The organism is Actinoplanes subglobosus, from assembly GCF_042650585.1.
GTDB classification, from domain to species: domain Bacteria; phylum Actinomycetota; class Actinomycetes; order Mycobacteriales; family Micromonosporaceae; genus Actinoplanes; species Actinoplanes subglobosus.
Map to the genome: position 1 here is coordinate 164,559 of NZ_JBHSBL010000018.1, position 17,387 is coordinate 181,945.

Genomic DNA, 17,387 nt, shown 5'->3' on the forward strand with positions numbered 1-17,387 from the left:
GCGTATCGGGCACACCGGGGGTGTGAGGGGTACGGGGGACTGGCTCTAGGCTGTCCTCGACATGTTCGAGCCCACAGTGCCGTGGGTGAGGGGAGCGCCGGACCATGGCTGTCGCCGACGAGGCAGCGACCGATTCTGATCAGACCGCGTTGTTGAGTGACGAGGTGCCCAACGCCGAACGGCTGGTGGCCCAGGCGGTCGAGCGAGCGGGCGAGGACCACAACACCGCATCGCTCGTGGGCCGCTTCTGGCGGTTCGCGCCCGATGAGGAACTGATCGGATTCACGCCCGACGAGATGTACGAGGCCGCGGTCGAGCACCGCGAGCTGGCCCGCAACCGCCTGCCCGGTGAGCTGAAACTCGCCATCACCGAGCCCAGTGGCCCGCAGGCGCACAGCGTCCTGCGGATCGTCACCGACGACATGCCGTTCCTGGTCGACTCGGTGATCGCCCTGTTGTCCGCCCACAACCTGCAGGTCTACCTGATGGTGCACCCGCTGATCGTGGTGCGCCGCGAGCCGCTCGGCGCGCTCGCCCAGCTCGAGGCGGACGTCGAGGCCGACGACGCCATCGAGGGCGACCTGGTGGAGAGCTGGATCCGGATCGAGATCGACCCGGTGCGCCGGCCGGAGGCCCGCGAGCAGCTCCTCAACGAGGTGCGGCGGGTGCTCACCGACGTGCGCGACGCCGTCGAGGACTGGCCGCGGATGCGCCAGCGGGCCCTCGTCATCTCCGACGAGCTGGCCGCCGCCCGCGGCTCGGAGCGGGGCCTGCCGGTGCCCGACAAGGACGTCACCGACTCGATCGAGCTGCTCAAGTGGCTCGCCAACGACCACTTCACCTTCCTCGGCTATCGGGAGTACCGGCTGGACGACGGCGTCCTGACCGCGGTCCCGGGTACCGGGCTGGGCATACTGCGCGGCGCCAGCAAGCCGCGCCGGCTGGCCGCCGAGATGGCCGAGGAGATCTACGAGCGGGCCATGGAGAAACGGCTCCTCGTGATCACCAAGGCGAACTCGCGGGCCACCGTGCACCGTTCCGCCTACCTCGACTACATCGGCGTCAAGCTGTTCAACGACGCCGGCGAGGTGGTCGGCGAGCGCCGCTTCCTCGGCCTGTTCTCCAGTTCGGCCTATCGGACCAGCGTGCGCCAGCTGCCGGTGGTCAAGCGCAAGGTGCAGGAGGTGATGGACCGCTCCGGTCTGTCGCCCCGTGGCCACTCCGGCAAGGACCTGCTGCAGATCCTGGAGACCTATCCCCGCGACGAGCTCTTCCAGATCAAGACCGATGATCTGTACGAGGCGGTCATCGGCGTGCTGCGGATGGCCGGGCGCCGGCAGCTGCGCCTGTTCCTGCGGCGCGACGGCTACGGCCGGTTCATCTCGTGCCTGATCTACCTGCCGCGGGACCGGTTCACCACCGGCAACCGGCTGCGCATGCAGGAGATCCTGCTCCGCGAGCTGAACGGGGTGGGCGTCGACTACACCACCCGGGTCACCGAGCGGATGCTGGCGCGGGTCCACTTCATCGTGCGGACCGACCCGGCCGCCCCGCCCGGTCATCTGGAGCCGAACGACCTGGCCGAGCTGCTGGCCGACGCGACCCGGATGTGGGACGACGACTTCTCCCTGGTGCTGGAGCGCAAACTCGGCGACGAGCAGGCCCGGCGGCTGTTCCTGAGCTACTCCTCGGCCTACCCGGAGAGTTACAAGAACACCCATACGCCGTACGAGGGGATGCAGGACCTGGCGAAGCTGGAGCTCCTGGAGGAGCCCGGCCAGCTGTCCATGCACCTGTTCCGGCGGCGTCGTCTCGGCCCCGACGGCACCCCCGAGCCGGACGAGCGTGACGTCCGCTTCAAGGTGTACCGCTACGGCGAGCCGATGATGCTGTCCGCGGTGCTGCCGGTGCTGCACTCGCTGGGTGTCCGGGTCACCGACGAGCGGCCGTACGAGATCCGCCGCCCCGACGGTGTCATCTACCTCTACGACTTCGGCCTGCTGCCCCCGGCCGGTCACCGCGAGCTGGCCGAGGTCCGCCCGCAGGTGGAGAATGCGTTCGCGGCCGCCTGGCGGGGCGAGGCCGAGGTGGACGGCTTCAACGAGCTGGTGCTGCTGGCCGGCCTGACGTGGCGGCAGGTGGTCGTCCTGCGGGCCTACGCCAAGTACCTTCGCCAGACCGGCAACGTCTTCTCCGAGCGTTACCTGGAGTCGACCTTCACGGCGTACCCGGAGATCGCCGGTCTGCTCGTGAAGCTCTTCGAGGTGCGTTTCTCGCCGGCCCTGGTGGTCGGGGAGAACGAGCGGGCCCGGCAGGCCGGGGAGGTCCGTGACCGGATCACCGAGCTGCTCGACCAGGTGGAGAGCCTCGACCAGGACCGGATCCTGCGTTCCTACCTGACGCTGATCGAGGCGACGCTGCGGACCAGCTTCTTCCAGCGTGGTCCGGAGGGCCGGCCGAAGTCCTACGTGGCCTTCAAACTGGACCCGCAGGCCATCCCGGACCTGCCGCAGCCACGGCCGAAATTCGAGATCTTCGTGTACTCGCCCCGCTTCGAGGGCGTGCACCTGCGCTTCGGCGCGGTCGCGCGCGGCGGCCTGCGCTGGTCGGACCGGCGCGAGGATTTCCGTACCGAGGTGCTGGGCCTGGTCAAGGCACAGATGGTGAAGAACTCGGTGATCGTTCCGGTGGGCGCCAAGGGCGGTTTCGTCCTCAAGCAGAAACCGGGCGACCGGGACGAGGCGGTGGAGTGCTACAAGCGCTTCATCACCGCGCTGCTCGACGTCACCGACAACATCCTGGGTGGCAAGATCGTGCCGCCGAAGGACGTGGTCCGGCACGACGGCGACGACCCCTACCTGGTGGTGGCGGCGGACAAGGGCACCGCCACGTTCAGTGACATCGCCAACGAGATCTCGGTCGGCAAGGACTTCTGGATGGGCGACGCGTTCGCCTCCGGCGGTTCGGCCGGTTACGACCACAAGAAGATGGGCATCACCGCCCGCGGCGCGTGGGAGTCGGTCAAGAAACACTTCCGCGACCTGGGCGTCGACACCCAGACCGAGGATTTCACGGTGGTCGGCGTCGGCGACATGTCCGGCGATGTCTTCGGCAACGGCATGCTGCTGTCGCAGCACATCCGGCTGGTCGCGGCCTTCGACCACCGCCACGTCTTCCTCGACCCCGACCCCCATTCGTCGATCTCGTACGCGGAACGCAAGCGCCTGTTCGACCTGCCCCGCTCCTCCTGGGCCGACTACGACAAGTCCCTCATCAGCGAGGGTGGCGGCGTCTACCCGCGGTCGGCGAAGTCGATCCCGGTCAGCCCGCAGGTCCGCGAGGTGCTCCAGCTGGGCGAGGCCACGGTCATCAGCCCCGGCGACCTGATGCGGGCGATCCTGCTGGCGCCGGTCGACCTGTTCTTCAACGGCGGCATCGGCACCTACGTGAAGGCGGCGTCGGAGTCGCACGCCGAGGTCGGCGACAAGGGCAACGACGCGATCCGGGTCAACGGCGGCGACCTGCGGGTCAAGGTGGTCGGCGAGGGCGGCAACCTCGGTCTCACCCAGCGCGGGCGGATCGAGTTCGCCCGGGCCGGTGGCCGGGTGTTCACCGACTTCATCGACAACTCGGCCGGTGTGGACTGCTCCGACCACGAGGTCAACATCAAGATCCTGCTCGGCGGCGCGGTCGTCGACGGTGAGATGACCATCCCGGAGCGCGACGAGATGCTCGCGGCGATGACCGACGAGGTCGGCGAGATGGTCCTGCGGGACAACTACGAGCAGGCGATGGCGCTCGGCAACGCCCGTTCGCAGGCACACTCGCTGCTTCCGGTGCACCGGCGCATGCTGATCTCGCTGGAGCAGCGCGGCGAGCTGAACCGGGAGCTGGAAGCCCTGCCGACGGACAAGGAGCTCGCCGTCCGCTACGAGAACGGCGAAGGGCTCAGCGCTCCGGAGTTCGCCGTGCTCCTGGCGTACGTCAAGATCAGTCTGGAGCGGGAGGTGCTCGCCGACGAACTCGTCGACGAGGCCTGGACCAGCGAGGTCCTCTCCGAGTACTTCCCGACGCCGCTGCGCGAGCGCTTCGCCGGCCGGATGGCCGGACACCGGCTGAGGCGCGAGATCATCTCGACGTCGCTGGTCAACGAGGTGGTCAACCGCGGGGGTACGTCGTTCGTCTACCGGGCCATGGAGGAGAGCGGCGCGTCCGCGGCCGACGTGATCCGGGCCTACGTGGTGATCCGGGACGTCTACCGGCTGCCGGAGATCTGGGCGGCCGGCGAGGCGCTCGACAACGAGGTGCCGACCCCGGCGCAGACGCTGGTGTTCCTGGAGACCCGGCGGCTGCTCGACCGGGCGGTGCGCTGGCTGGTCAGCACCCGTCGTTCGCCGATCGACGTGGCCGGCGAGATCACGAAACTCGGACCGGGCATCGCCGACCTCCTGCCGCGCCTGCCGGAGGTGCTCGTCGGCCGGGAGCGCCGCTCGCTGGAGAACCGGGCCGAGGAGCTGGCCGGCAAGGGCGTGCCGGAGCACCTGGCCGCCGCGGTGGCCCGGGTGTTCTACGGCTTCGGCCTGCTGGACATCCTGGAGGCGGCGTCCTCGATCGACCGTGGGCCGGACGAGGTGGCGCAGGTCTACTTCGTGCTCTCCGAACGGTTCGGGGTGGACGCGCTGCTGTCGCACATCTCCCGGCTGCCGCGCGGTGACCGCTGGCAGACCCTGGCTCGGATGGCGCTGCGCTACGACCTGTACGCGGCGCTGGCCGCCCTGACCGCCGAGGTGCTCCAGTCGACCCCGTCGACGGCGTCCCCGGAGGATCGGGTGTCGGAGTGGGAGCAGGTGAACGCGGCCTCGATCGCTCGCGCGTCGAACGCGATGGGCAACGTGGAGGACACCCCGGCCGACCTGGCGGCACTGTCGGTGCTGCTGCGTCAGATCCGCACGCTGGTCAAGACCTCGTCGGCGGCCTGATTTTTGGTGGGCCGGACGTTCCGCGGGCAGCTCCCGAAGCCCTGCCGAATGTCCGGCCCACCGTCTGCGTCGCGGTTCGCACTGGTCCCGAGCCGAGTTCCGCGACGTTCCCCAGACCCACCTTCTGGCCATCACGCTAGGTGAGGTGATAGCAGGTGGGGAAGCGGAGCGTAGGCAGATTGTCCGTTCGGTTAGTCCGGTTCGCCCAGAAGTTTCGCCCATAGGCGGACATCGGTGACTTCCGGCGCGTGGCTAGTGACGCACCGTAATGTCGATCGTCAACCCCGAGCGGCTTTCAGGGCCTGCTGGCCAGGCCGAGTGCCTCGGCGGCCGCACGGCTGTTGGCGAGGCTGGCGCCGTGCGTGATCACGAAGGCGTCCACGCCGGCCGGCCGCCACTCCGACGGCCAGCCCATCTCGACCACACCGACCGGGCGGTCCGCGGCCAGCTTCTCGATCAGGGTCCGGGCCGCCGGGGAGTTGTGCAGGCGGCGGCCGACGAACACGATCGGGCGATCACCGGCACGCTCCGTGATCGACTCGACGGTGGTGTCGGCGGCGACGACCTCGAGCTCCTCGGTCGCCAGGTGCGGGGCGAGGCCCCACGGCACCTTGCCCTCGGCGATCGAGTAACCGGCCACGAAACGCACCACCATCGGGTTCCGCAGGCGGTCGTCCGACCCTTCGAACCGCATCCCCTGGCGGGCGGCCTCGACACCGAGCTCGAAATCGGGCCGGTGGCCGGTCGTCGGGCCCGGCTCCTGGTCGGCTGCGGCGGAGGTGGAGAGGCGGGAGTCGGCTGCGGCGGAGGTGGAGGGGCGGGAGTCGGCTGCGGCGGAGGTGGAGGGGCGGGAGTCGGCTGCGGCGGAGATGAAGGGGCGGGAGTCGGCTGCGGCGGAGGCCTGGGTGCCGGGCGCGGCGGAGGTGGGCGGGTGGGTGCCGGCTGGTGGGGCCGTTTTCGGCCTGCTCCAGTCGGCCAGGGCGGCGGTGCGGGTGGCCGCGTCCTCCAGGCGGGACAGGGCGAGGCGGCCGTCGCCGGTGGCGGCCGCTATCTCGGTCGCAATCGCTTCGACGAGGTCCAGGTCGACGACCGCGCCGATGCAGAGCAGGTCCGCGCCGGCGGCCAGGGCGGCGACCGCGGCCCGCGGGATGCTGCCGGCCGACCCCGCGGCGCCCCGCATCTCCAGGGCGTCGGTGACGATCGCGCCGCGGAACCCGAGCTCGTCGCGCAGCAGCCCGTTCAGCGCCGACCGGCTGAAGGTGGCCGGCCCGTCCCCGGTCAGCTGCGGCACCCGGATGTGGGCACTCATCACGGCCTGGACCCCGGCCTCGACGGCGGCGGCGAACGGCGGCAGATCCCGGGTGCGCAGCACCGACAGCGGCACGTCGACGGTCGGCAGTTCCAGATGCGAGTCGGTGACCGTGGCGCCGTGACCCGGGAAGTGCTTGGCGCAGGCCGCGACGCCGCTGGACTGGAGTCCGGTGACGGCGGCCGCGGTGTGCCGGGCGACCAGTGCCGGATCCGCCCCGAACGACCGGGTCCCGATGATCGGGTTGTCGTCGGCGGTGTTGACGTCGACGGTCGGTGCCAGATCGAGGTTGATCCCGGCGGCGGCCAGGTCGGTGCCGATCGCGGCGTACACCAGGCGGGTCAGGTCGAGGTTGCCGGCGGCACCGAGGGCGGCGTTCCCGGGGTACGCGCTCCCGGTCCGGTGCCCGAGCCGGGTGACGTCGCCACCCTCCTCGTCGATCGCGATCAGAACGTCCGCGCGGGCCGACCGCAACTGTGCGGTCAGATCGGCGACCTGACCGGGATCGACCACGTTGCCCCCGAACAGGGTGTGCCCGGCCAGCCCGTCGAGCAGCAGGTCTGCGGCCCAGGCCGGCGCGGTGGGGCCGGGAAAAGCCGCGAGAAGCGTCCGCAGGGCCAGCCGGCGGAGGCCGGGGTCGATCGCCATGGTGTCCTTCCGTCGACGCAACTCTGGCCGTGAGTAGCCGGGAGCTGCCATGATCGCTCGGAGTCGATAGCCACCTTCCGGCCCGGCGACATTGCCTACCGTTACGCTGCGGCTGCGTGTCGTGCGTCGACACTGTAACAGGAAAGAATCCTTAGTATTAGGGGACTACGTTATGGCCGCCACTCGCCTTCCGGGCACGCCCCGGTTGCTGCGCGCTCTCAACGACCGCGCCGCGCTGGACCTGCTGCTCACCCGCGGCCCGCTCACCCGGGCGCAGCTCGGCGAGATGACCGGCCTCAGCAAGGTCACCGCATCCCAGCTGGTGGAACGCCTGGAGGAGCGCGGGCTCGTCCGCCGCGTCGGTGAGCAGGCCGGTGGCCGCGGGCCGAACGCGCAGCTCTACGCGGTCACCCCGGGCAGCGCGCACGTCATCGGCGCCGAGGTCGGGCCGGACGGTGTCGTCGCCGCCTGCGCCGACATCACCGGCACCGTGATCAGCCGCGTCGAGCAGAGCACCAAGGACACCGACGACCCGGTCGGTGTCGTGCACAACGCCGTCGTCCAGGCCGCGGGCGAGGCCGGCGCCGACATGTCCTCGGTGCGCCGGGTCGTCCTCGGCACCCCCGGTCTGGTCGACCCGCAGTCCGGGGAGATCTCGTTCGCCCACGACCTGCCCCGCTGGCACCGTGGCCTGCTCGCCGACCTGCGCCGCGACCTGAACATCCCGGTCTTCTTCGGCAACGACGTCAACCTCGCCGCGGTCGCCGAGTCCAGCACCGGCGCGGCCACCGGCGTGACCGATTTCGCACTGGTCTGGATCGGCCGGGGCGTCGGTCTGGCCACGGTCATCAACGGCCGCCTGCACCAGGGCGCCACCGGTGCCGCCGGTGAGATCGGCTACCTGCCGGTCGGTGGCGCCGAGGTGCCGCACAACGCCTCCCGCCGCGGCGTGAAGGGCGCCTTCCAGGCGATCGCCGGCGCCGACGCGGTCAAGGCGATCGGCAAGCAGTTCGGGTTCCGGGGCGCCGAGGCCGCCGACGTGGTCCGGGCCGCCGTCGCCGCCGGTCCCGCCGGTGAGCCCGTCCTCGACGAGCTGGCCCGCCGGCTCGCCCTCGGCGTGGCCGCCACCTGCGCCGTACTCGACCCGCCGCTGGTCGTGCTGGCCGGCGAGGTCAGCCGGGCCGGCGGTCCCGCCCTGTCCGACCGGGTCGAGCGCGAGGTCGCCGCGATCACCCTGGTCTCGCCCAAGGTGGTGGTGACCGGTGTCGCCTCCGAGCCGGTCCTGCACGGCGCCCTCCGGACGGCCCTGGACGCCGTCCGCGACGAGGTCTTCGGCTCGACCACCGACTGAGGCGCCCACCCGGCCCGACATGTCCGGCCAGCCCTCGGTGCTGTTTCGGTGTGGTCGTCACAGCGCTGGGTGCCGGCTCCGCCGGCTCCGACGGCTCCGACGGTTCGGGGCGGGACAGCGGTGACGGCCGGCTGGATCTGCCCGCTGGGGTGGGTCACCGGCACGCCGTCCGGCCGCCGGGGGCGGACGTGGTTGGATGGACGCGTGCGCGAGGCTGCCGTATCGATTCCGCCCGACGAGGACACCGTCATCGCCTTCGACCGCGTCAACGTGGTGCGTGGTGGCAATTACCTGATCCGCGACCTGTCCTGGCAGGTCGAGCTGGACGAGCGGTGGGTGGTGCTCGGTCCCAACGGCGCGGGCAAGACCACCCTGCTCAACCTGGCGTCCGCCCGGATGCACCCGACCCGCGGCGACGCGTATGTGCTGGGTGAGAAGCTGGGCCGGACCGACGTGACGGAGTTGCGGACCCGGGTCGGCATCACCACCGGCCGGTTCGCCGATCAGGTGCCGGCGTCCGAGCGGGTGCTCGACGTCGTGGTGACCGCCGCCTGGTCGGTCGTCGGCCGCTGGCGGGAGTCCTACGACCCGCAGGACGAGGCGCGGGCCCGTGAGCTGCTCGACCAGCTCGGCATCGCCGCGTTCGCCGACCGCGAGTTCGGCACCCTGTCGGAGGGCGAGCGCAAGCGCACCCAGATCGCCCGGGCGCTGATGACCGATCCCGAGCTGATGCTGCTCGACGAGCCGACCGCCGGCCTCGACCTGGGCGGCCGGGAGACCCTGATCGGCCACCTCACCGAGCTGGCCCTCGACCCGGACGCGCCGGCCATGGTGCTGGTCACCCACCATGTCGAGGAGATTCCGCCCGGCTTCACCCACGGCCTGCTGTTGCGTGAGGGCACCGTGGTCGCCGGCGGCCTGCTCGGCGAGGTGATGACCGCGGAGAACCTGACGAAGACCTTCGGGCTGCCGCTGATCGTCGACCGGTTCGGCGACCGGTTCACCGCACGGGCCGGCTGATGGCCACCCGGGTCGTCGTCGCGGGCAGCGCGAACATGGATCTGGTCGGGCTGGCGCCGAGCCTGCCCCGGCCGGGCGAGACCGTGCTCGGCGACGACTTCGTGATGACGCCCGGCGGCAAGGGCTCCAACCAGGCCATCGCCGCGGCGCTCGCCGGCGGCGAGACGGTCTTCCTGGGAGCCATCGGCTCCGATGCCTTCGGCGTCACCCTCAACGCACGGCTGGCGGCGGCCGGCGTGGGCGTCGATCTGGTACGGACCAGTTACGGCTCGTCCGGGGTGGCGGTCATCATGGTGGACCGGGCCGGGGAGAACTCGATCCTGGTCAGCCCGGGAGCGAACCGGACGTTCGTCGGTCTCACCGACGAGGAGTCGGCCGCGATCGCCGCCGCCGACGTGCTGCTCTGCCAGCAGGAGATCCCGATGGCCACGGTGCTGGCCGCGCTCCGGGCCGGCCGTGCCGCCGGGACCAGGACGATTCTGAACGCGGCACCCGCCCGCGTCCTGCCGTCCGGCCTGCTCGACGAGGTGGACCTGCTGGTCGTCAACGAGACCGAGGCCCGCGCGATCACCGGCGGTGACGATCCCGATGTGAAGGCGCTGCTCGACCTGGTGCCCCGGGTGGTGCTGACGCTCAGTGGCAACGGGTCCCGCTACGCCGACCGGGACGGCACCGACGTGCACGTGCCGGCGTTCCGGGTGGAGGTCGCCGACACCACGGCGGCCGGTGACGCCTTCACCGGCGCCCTGGCCGTGGCGTGGGGCGAGGGCCGTGACCTGGTCGATGCCGTCCGCTGGGCCAACGCCGCCGGAGGCGCGTGCGTCCGCCGGGTCGGTGCGAGCAACGCCCTCCCGTCCCGCGAGGACATCGAGACCCTCTACACCCAGCCCTGACCACTACACCGAGCCCTGACCCGCCCGCGCGGCCGTCGCCCACCACGGTGGTGGGGTGGCGTGTCAGGTCCGGGCGGCGGTGAGGAAGCGCTGGACCTCGGTGCGGAGGACGGCGGCCAGTTCGGAGAGGCCGGTCGTCTCCTGGGCGGTGTCACCGTCCACGGCCGCGGCGATGCCGTCGATCAGGCCGCTCATCTCGCGGATGCGGTCGGTCACGGCACGCAGCACCCGGACGGCGTCCTCGGAGGCGAGCTGGACCGCGTCGACCTGGTCGATGATCTCGCCGCTGGACTCGCCGGTCTCGTTCGCCAGCGTCTTGACCTCGTTGGCGACCACGCTGAACCCCCGCCCTGCCGCACCGGCCCGGGCCGCCTCGATCGACGCGTTCAGGGAGAGCAGCTGGGTCTGCATCGCCACCCGGTTGATCAGGTCGACGGCGTTGCGGATCTGGCCGGAGGCGCGGCGCAGGTCGTTGACGGTGCCGAGACCGCGTTCGGCGTCGGTGACCGCGGCCCGGGCGAACCCGGCCAGACCGTTCGCGGAGCGGCCCATCTCCCCGGCCGCGGCGGCGATCCGTTCGGAGAGGGCCAGCACCGCCGACTCCAGCTCGTCGGCGAAGGCCGTCCGTGACTCGGCGGCCGCGGCGATCTGCTCGGCGTTGCGGCTCATCGCGTCACCGGAGCGGCCGATCTCCTCGGCCGCCCGCCGATACGCCCCGCCCATGCCACCGGCCAGGAACCGCCGGTAGAAGTGCCCGGCCGCACCGGCCGCGGACGCCGCACCCGCCTCCCGGACGAACGCGTCGGTCCGATCCAGCAGTTCGTTGATCGCCAGGCGGGCCTCGACCTCGGCGTCCGAGTCGCCGAGCCGGGGCACGCGTGCCTCGAAGTCCCCGGACGCGGCCCGGCGGCAGACGTCCGCGATCGCGTACAGCGACTCCTCGTCACCGTCCGGGGCGGCGCGTTCCGGGACGGGGCGGCGGGTGAGGGCGTTCGTCATCGGGTCGCTCCCGCGGACAGGTCCCAGACCAGTTCGTCGTAGGTGCGGTCGCGTTCGGCCAGGATCCGCTGGAGCGTGGCGTGACCGGCGGCGACCGCGTCGGGGGCCCGGTCGTGGCGGCCCTCGGCGGCGCGCAGCACCCGGTACAGGTCGTCGGCCGCGGCGACCGCCTCGCGGGACGGGACCCGTCGGTTGGAGTGGTAGCCGACCACCCGGCCGGCGGCGTCGAACGAGGGCGTGACGTGCGCGAACACCCAGTAGTGGGCGCCGTCGGCGGCGAGGTTCACCACGTAGGCGAAGATCTCCCGCTTCTCCTTGAGGGTGTCCCAGAGGAGCTTGAAGACGGCCCGGGGCATGTCCGGATGCCGGATCAGATTGTGCGGCTGCCCGAGCGCGTCGTCCTCGTCGAGGGCGGAGATGCGCAGAAAGACGTCGTTGGCGTAGGTGATGGACCCACGAGTATCGGTCTTCGTGACGATCAGCTCGCCGTCGCTGAACGTGCGTTCGCGACCGGTCGGCCGTACCCGAGTTGTTTTCATGATGAATTTGATTTTGCAGGGTTTAAAGCCTGAAAATCAGGATTCGCGAATCGTGGTGACGAACCGGGAGACCTCTGCTCGCAACACCTCGGCGAGCTGCGACAACCCCGCGTTGTCGGTGTGCTGGCCGCCGTCGACGGCCTGCGCGATGCCCTCCACCAGTTCGCTCATCTCCCGGATCCGGTTGGTCACCGCCTCCAGTACGGCGATCGCGTCGGCCGCCGACTGCTGCACCGTGTTGACCTGGTTCATGATCTGCTCGCTGGAGGAGCTGGTCTCGTTGGCGAGGTTCTTCACCTCGTTGGCGACCACGCCGAACCCCCGCCCCGCCGACCCGGCCCGGGCCGCCTCGATCGTGGCGTTCAGCGCGAGCAACCGGGTCTGTGCCGCCACCTGGTTGATCAGATCGACGGCGTGCCGGATCTCGTCCGACGAAGTGCGCAGCGACGACACCGTGCCCAGGCCGCGCTCGGCGTCGTTGACCGCGACCCGGGCGAAGTCGGCCAGCCCGTTCGCCGACCGGCCCATCTCGGTCGCGGCCGTGGCCACCTGCTCGGAGACGGTCAGCACCGCCGACTCCAACTCGTCGGCGAGAGCCTGCCGCTGCCGGGCCGCCTCGGCGAACTGGGCCGCCGTCCGGCTCATCACCTGGTTGGAGTGGGTGATCTTCTCGGCCGCCGCACGGTACGCCCCGTCCAGCCCCTGCGTCAGGAACCGCCGGTGGAAGTGGCCCTCGGAGGCGGCGGCCGACGCGGCGCCCGCCTCCCGGACGAACGCGTCCACATGATCGAGCAGCCCGTTGATCGCCGTCCGGATCCGGGCCGCCCGCTCGGAGCCGCCGATCATCGGCACCCGGGCCTCCAGGTCACCGTTGCAGGCCCGTTCGCAGACCTCGGTGACCAGCCGGACCGCCTGATCGAGAGCCGCCGCGTCGACGGTCTCCGGCTTCGCCCTCATCGCCGGCCGCCGTCAGTGATCTCCCAGACCAGCTCGTCGTAGGTGACGCCGCGCTCGGTGAGCATCCCCCGCAGGGCCGCCATACCGGCGGCGACCGCGTCCGGTGTCCGGGTCTGCCGTCGCTCCTCGGCCAGGAGCCGGCCGTAGACGTCACGGATCGTGGTGATCGCCGCCGGCGACGGCCGACGCCGGTTGGAGTGGTAACCGAGCAGCCGCCCGGACCTGTCGAACGAGGGCGTGACGTGCGCGAACACCCAGTAGTGGGCACCGTCGGCGGCCAGGTTCAGCACGTAGGCGAAGATCTCCCGCCGGTCCTCCAGGACGTCCCACAGGAGCTTGAACACGGCCCGCGGCATGTCCGGGTGCCGGATCACGTTGTGCGGGCTGCCGATCGCCTGCTCCTCCGGCAGGGCCGAGACACGGAGAAAGACATCATTGGCGTACGTGATGACCCCGCGCGGATCGGTCTTGGAGACGATCAGCTCGTTCTCGCCGAACGTGCGTTCGATGCCGGTGGGCCGTACCTCGGTGGTTCGCATGATGTCCTGATCGTCGCCAATCAGGCCACATTACGGTGGCAAACGCCCGAATCAGCGGGCCACCCGCAGCGCCCAGGCGATCAACGGAGCCTGCAGGGGCAACCGGCCGAACGCCACGGCCCGCTTCGCCGGTGAGGCGTGCCGCCAGTCCGCCGCCATCCTGACGTTGGCCGGGAACACCGCGACGAACAGTGCCGCCGCGGCCAGCGCACCGGCCCGGCGGGTCCGCGGATGGGCGACGGCGCCCGCCACCGCCAGCTCCGCGGCCCCGCTCAGGTATGTCCACGTGCGCGGCGAGCCGGGCAGGGACCGCGGCACGATGCCGTCGAACGGTTTCGGCGCCACGAAATGCAGGACGCCGGTGGTCGCCAGCAACCCGGCCAACCCGGCGGCATCGCGCCTCACCGGCGCACCGCCGGCTCCAGCGCCCGTTGGAGCGCCCGGTAGATGCGGCCGAACCGCTGCGCGTTGTCCGTGCGCATCAGCAGGACGTCGCCACCGCGGACCCGCCCCCAGATCTCCAGGGTGCGGGTGCCCCGGTCGTAGGACCGGTCGACGCCCTCCAGCATCAGGTCGGCGACCGGCACCACGGCCAGGCCGACCAGGAGCCCGCCGACCACCATGGCCACGGTGGTCCAGAGCTCCAGATCCATCAGCAGGGCCACCAGCACCGCCAGTGCGCCCACCAGCAGCGGCAGCAGCACGGCGAGCCCGAGTGCGCCCCGCCAGGCGATGACGCCCCAGGAACGGGCGCCCTTCGTGTACCAGACTTGAATGAGCTCGGGTAGCCGGAACTCGCGGCCGTTCATCCAGACGCCGGACGATGTGATCAGCACTTCCGGATCCCGGTAGTACGTGGTCATCTTCTTCCTCCCCAGGGGACCCAATGTAATGCCTACCCGTCGTAGGCTGGCGGCAATCGACTCGATGACAGGGAGGTCCGGGTGGGCGAGTTCGTGCGGCTCGAAGTGGCGGACGGCATCGGCACGATCCGGCTCGAACGGCCACCGGTGAACGCGCTGAACACCCAGGTCCAGGAGGAGTTGCGGGCCGCCGCGCACGCCGCCGGGGCGGACGCGTCGGTGCGGGCCGTGGTCGTGCACGGTGCCGGGCGGCACTTCGCCGCGGGCGCCGACATCACCGAGTTCACCGGCGTGACGTACCAGGAGATGGTGACCCGGGTGCACGCGCTCTCCGGTGCCTTCGACGCGGTCGCGCGGATCCCGAAACCAGTCGTCGCCGCCATCACCGGTTTCGCCCTCGGCGGGGGCTGCGAGCTGGCCCTCGCCTGCGACTGGCGGGTGATCGCCGACGACGCGAAACTCGGCCAGCCGGAGATCAAGCTGGGCCTCATCCCGGGCGCCGGCGGCACCCAGCGGCTGGCGCGGCTGATCGGCCCGGCCAAGGCCAAGGATCTGATCTTCTCGGGTCGGATGGTCGACAGTGACGAAGCCCTGCGGATCGGGCTCGCCGACCGGGTCGTGCCGGCCGCCGAGGTCTACGCGACGGCCGTCGAGCTGGTCCGGCCGTACACGACCGGCCCCGCCCTGGCGCTCCGCGCGGCGAAACAGGCCGTCGACGGCGGTCTGGGCGTCGACCTGGCGTCCGGTCTGTCCCTGGAGTCGCACCTGTTCGCGGGCCTGTTCGCCACCGACGATCGGATCGAAGGGACTACCGCGTTCGTCGAGAAGCGGACCCCGAAGTTCACCGGACGGTAGTGGATGAGCCGGATGCGGGCAGTCATTGCCTAGACTGCGGGCATGTCCATCGACCAGGGTGGTCCGAAGCGGTACGCCCTCGGCATCGACTTCGGCACCTCCAACACCGTCGCCGTGGCGCGATGGCCGGACGGCCGTGCCCGGCCGATCCTGGTCGACGGTTCACCGCTGCTGCCGTCCGCCGTCTTCGCCGACTCCGAGGGCAACCTGCTCGTCGGCCGGGACGCCGTGCACAGCGCCCGGCTCGACCCGGCCAGGTTCGAGCCCAACCCGAAACGTCGCGTCGACGACGGCCTGGTGCTGCTCGGTGAGCGCGAGTTCGAGACCGTCGAGCTGATCGCGGCCGTGCTGGCCCGGGTCGCCGAGGAGTGGCACCGGGCCGTCGGGCCGTACCGCCCGGAGGTCACCCTCACCTGCCCCGCCACCTGGGGCGCGACCCGCCGGACACTGCTGGCCGACGCCGCCGCCCGGGCCGGGCTGGAGGGTGCGCGCCTGGTCGCCGAGCCGGTCGCCGCCGCCACCTACTTCGCCGAGGTCCTCGGGCGGGACGTGCCGATCGGCTCGGTCGTCATGGTGCACGACTTCGGGGCCGGCACCTTCGACACCAGCGTCGTCGCCCGGACGTCGTCCGGGTTCGAGGTCCTCGCCGTCGACGGCCGCGACGATCTCGGCGGCCTCGACGTGGACGCCGCGATCGTCGAGCACCTGCACACCGACGACTGGTCCCGGCTGATGGAGCCGGCCACCGTCGAGGAACGCCGCGCCCGCCGCCAGCTCTGGGACGACGTGCGGATCGCCAAGGAGCGGCTCTCCCGCGCCCAGTCCGCCGACTTCGTGGTGCCGCTGCTCGACATCGAGGCACACCTCACCCGGGAAGAACTGGAAACGGTCGCCCGGCCGGTGCTGGAGCAGACCGTTCAGATCACGCAAAATCTCCTGCGCTGGGCCGATCTGCCGGAGGGCCGGCTCGCCGGTGTCTTCCTGGTCGGCGGGGCCAGCCGGATCCCGCTCGTGGCGACGCTGCTGCACCGCGCGCTCGGCGACCCGCCGGTCGTCATCGAACAACCCGAACTGGTCGTCGCCGAGGGCAGCATCCTGGCCGGCGCGGCCCTGCTCACCACCGAACCGGCGGCACCCGGCCCCACCGAGGAACTGCGGCTGCCGTCGAAGTCGCTGCCGGTCGGAGCCGGGACGGAACCGTCCGGAGACCCGACGACGGTCACCGCGAAACCGCAGCCGGACGATCGGCCGACGGTGGTCGCCAGCAAGCCGCTGGTGGGTGACCGGCCCACGGTCGTCGCCAACAAGCCGCTGGTGGATGATCGCCCGACGGTCGTCGCCAGCAAGTCCGAGATCGCCCTGGGGGTCGAGGCCGCCACGAAGGTGGAGTCCGCCCCTCCGGTGGCGGTCGAGGCGGACCGGCCGACCGTCGTCGCGACGAAAGCGGAGATCGAGGCGGATCGGCCTACCGCACTCGTCGACAAGCCGATCCCGGCTACCACGCCGGTGCCGGCCGTGCCCTCCGAGCAGGGGTCCGAGGCGGCCGATGACGAGCCGTCGGGGGACGAGACGGTGAAGGCGCCGGTACTGGCGGTTCCGGCCCAGGCCGCGCCGGAGGCCGACGTCGAGGCCCTGCCGAAACGCCAGGCCGTGCCGCAGTCCCGGCCGGGTCAGCCGGGGTCGGGTGAGCCTCGTCCGGGTCAGCCGGGGTCGGGTCAGTCCCGGTCCGGTCGGAGCAACGGTGCCGGCGGGCCGCAGCGTCCCCCGGACACCCCGGCGCATCTGCGCCCGCCGGTCGACCCGTGGCCGAACGCCGCCTCGGTGACGTGGCGCCCGGACCCGGACGCCACCGTCGCGACCAGCCCGCCGGAGTACGAGAGCCGCACACCCGTGCCCTCACCGCGCGAGAGCCGGACACCGGTACCGCCGCAGCGGGAGAGCCGGACGCCCGTACCGCCGCAGAGGAAGTCCGGACCAGCGTCGCGCCCACAGCGTGCCCAGCAACCTGTGGTTATCCATGCCCGGCCGGTCTCGCCGGCGGTGGGCTCGGCGCGGCCGGTCTCGCCGCCGCCGCGGGCGATGGCCGCCGTGCCGCAGCAGCACACGCCGGAACCGGCTCTGGTCCATCGGCCCCGCAAGCGGGGGCGGGTGCGGCGCGCGTTCCAGATACTTCTCAGCCTGGTGGTGATGATCACGGTGCCGATCGCGGCGCTGATCCTCGCCTTCGGTTACGGCAACGACGCGACGATCGAGCAGGACGCGGTGGACGTCTTCCGGGAGATCGCGGAGCTGATCGGGCTCCGATGACCGCATGGCGGGCGTCAGCCGCCTGAGGGGCGCGGTTGCCTGAGGGGCGCGGTTGCCTGAGGGGCGCGGTTGCCTGAGGGGCGCGGTTGCCTGAGCGGCGCGGTTGCCTGAGCGGCGCGGTTGCCTGA

At 71.7% G+C, this 17,387-nt stretch carries 13 protein-coding genes; 6 read left to right on the plus strand and 7 right to left on the minus strand.

From position 1 onward, the window contains the following. Positions 1-104 precede the first annotated feature (104 nt). The gene (locus ACFO0C_RS22670) at positions 105-4,979 is read left to right on the plus strand and encodes an NAD-glutamate dehydrogenase (RefSeq protein ID WP_378068672.1); all 4,875 of its coding nucleotides are present in this window, start codon (positions 105-107) and stop codon (positions 4,977-4,979) included. Positions 4,980-5,274: 295 nt separating this feature from the next. Here the strand turns inward: ACFO0C_RS22670 and ACFO0C_RS22675 are convergent, their stop codons facing one another. Then, the gene (locus ACFO0C_RS22675; protein WP_378068673.1) at positions 5,275-6,936 is read right to left on the minus strand and encodes a glycoside hydrolase family 3 N-terminal domain-containing protein; all 1,662 of its coding nucleotides are present in this window, start codon (positions 6,934-6,936) and stop codon (positions 5,275-5,277) included. 172 nt (positions 6,937-7,108) lie between these two features. Between ACFO0C_RS22675 and ACFO0C_RS22680 the strand changes: the two genes are divergently transcribed. From ACFO0C_RS22680 to ACFO0C_RS22690, 3 genes are all read left to right on the plus strand, one after another. Further along, positions 7,109-8,287, plus strand: coding sequence for an ROK family transcriptional regulator (locus ACFO0C_RS22680; protein WP_378068674.1), 1,179 nt, complete (start codon positions 7,109-7,111; stop codon positions 8,285-8,287). A 144-nt stretch (positions 8,288-8,431) separates the two neighbouring features. After that, positions 8,432-9,307, plus strand: coding sequence for an ABC transporter ATP-binding protein (locus ACFO0C_RS22685; protein WP_378069123.1), 876 nt, complete (start codon positions 8,432-8,434; stop codon positions 9,305-9,307). Beyond that, positions 9,307-10,200, plus strand: coding sequence for a ribokinase (locus ACFO0C_RS22690; protein WP_378068675.1), 894 nt, complete (start codon positions 9,307-9,309; stop codon positions 10,198-10,200). The genes ACFO0C_RS22685 and ACFO0C_RS22690 overlap by 1 nt, the downstream gene beginning before the upstream one ends. 63 nt (positions 10,201-10,263) lie before the next feature. On the opposite strand, the gene ACFO0C_RS22695 is transcribed toward ACFO0C_RS22690, so the two are convergent. Genes ACFO0C_RS22695 through ACFO0C_RS22720 form a run of 6 tightly spaced genes read right to left on the minus strand, consistent with a single transcriptional unit; the run spans position 10,264 to position 14,097 of the window. After that, positions 10,264-11,199, minus strand: coding sequence for a methyl-accepting chemotaxis protein (locus ACFO0C_RS22695; RefSeq protein ID WP_378068676.1), 936 nt, complete (start codon positions 11,197-11,199; stop codon positions 10,264-10,266). Further along, a complete protein-coding gene (locus ACFO0C_RS22700) occupies positions 11,196-11,738 on the minus strand; it encodes a PAS domain-containing protein (protein ID WP_378068677.1) in 543 nt (180 codons plus the stop codon). The genes ACFO0C_RS22695 and ACFO0C_RS22700 overlap by 4 nt, the downstream gene beginning before the upstream one ends. A 36-nt stretch (positions 11,739-11,774) precedes the next feature. After that, on the minus strand, positions 11,775-12,695 hold the full coding sequence (locus ACFO0C_RS22705) for a methyl-accepting chemotaxis protein (protein WP_378068678.1): 921 nt from the start codon (positions 12,693-12,695) through the stop codon (positions 11,775-11,777). Continuing rightward, complete coding sequence (locus ACFO0C_RS22710) at positions 12,692-13,234, minus strand: PAS domain-containing protein (protein ID WP_378068679.1); 543 nt, start codon at positions 13,232-13,234, stop codon at positions 12,692-12,694. The genes ACFO0C_RS22705 and ACFO0C_RS22710 overlap by 4 nt, the downstream gene beginning before the upstream one ends. Before the next feature lie 51 nt (positions 13,235-13,285). Next, positions 13,286-13,639 (minus strand): DoxX family protein, encoded by a 354-nt coding sequence (locus ACFO0C_RS22715; protein ID WP_378068680.1) that lies wholly within the window; start codon positions 13,637-13,639, stop codon positions 13,286-13,288. Further along, the gene (locus tag ACFO0C_RS22720) at positions 13,636-14,097 is read right to left on the minus strand and encodes a DUF6232 family protein (protein ID WP_378068681.1); all 462 of its coding nucleotides are present in this window, start codon (positions 14,095-14,097) and stop codon (positions 13,636-13,638) included. The genes ACFO0C_RS22715 and ACFO0C_RS22720 overlap by 4 nt, the downstream gene beginning before the upstream one ends. An 81-nt stretch (positions 14,098-14,178) precedes the next feature. Here ACFO0C_RS22720 and ACFO0C_RS22725 point away from each other — a divergent pair, with 81 nt between their 5' ends. Beyond that, on the plus strand, positions 14,179-14,952 hold the full coding sequence (locus ACFO0C_RS22725) for an enoyl-CoA hydratase/isomerase family protein (RefSeq protein WP_378068682.1): 774 nt from the start codon (positions 14,179-14,181) through the stop codon (positions 14,950-14,952). Between the two features lie 42 nt (positions 14,953-14,994). After that, a complete protein-coding gene (locus ACFO0C_RS22730) occupies positions 14,995-17,259 on the plus strand; it encodes an Hsp70 family protein (RefSeq protein ID WP_378068683.1) in 2,265 nt (754 codons plus the stop codon). Positions 17,260-17,387 lie beyond the last annotated feature (128 nt).